At 43.8% G+C, this 249-nt stretch carries 1 protein-coding gene; it reads right to left on the bottom strand.

Annotated elements, in window-relative coordinates:
- Positions 1-249, bottom strand: a 249-nt coding sequence (locus NE619_RS18380) for a hypothetical protein (RefSeq protein ID WP_330640873.1), incomplete at both ends; no start/stop codon positions are given.

The following is a 249-nucleotide window of genomic DNA, read 5'->3' as shown; positions in this document are numbered from 1 at the left end:
ATATCCGTCTGCCTCCTCTCTATATTCTTCAATCAAATCATTCATATCTTTCGCCGTCACATACAGATTGATCGTACTGTAAATATAGATCGGCGTATCGTCTTCTACGTCCCTCACCGCTCCCGGCACGTCGATGATCTGATGAAGCCGCATCAGATAAAGAGAAGCTTTCCATTCATCTGCCTTCAATTTTCTTACGATCAGGTTCGTATTCTTTCCGTATTCGCGCATTTCTTTCAGCGTTGTCAC

Source organism: Anaerovorax odorimutans (assembly GCF_024459955.1).
Lineage (GTDB): Bacteria > Bacillota > Clostridia > Peptostreptococcales > Anaerovoracaceae > Hominibacterium > Hominibacterium odorimutans_A.
Note: the sequence above shows the minus strand (reverse complement) of the source record. Positions and strands in the feature narration are given on the sequence as shown.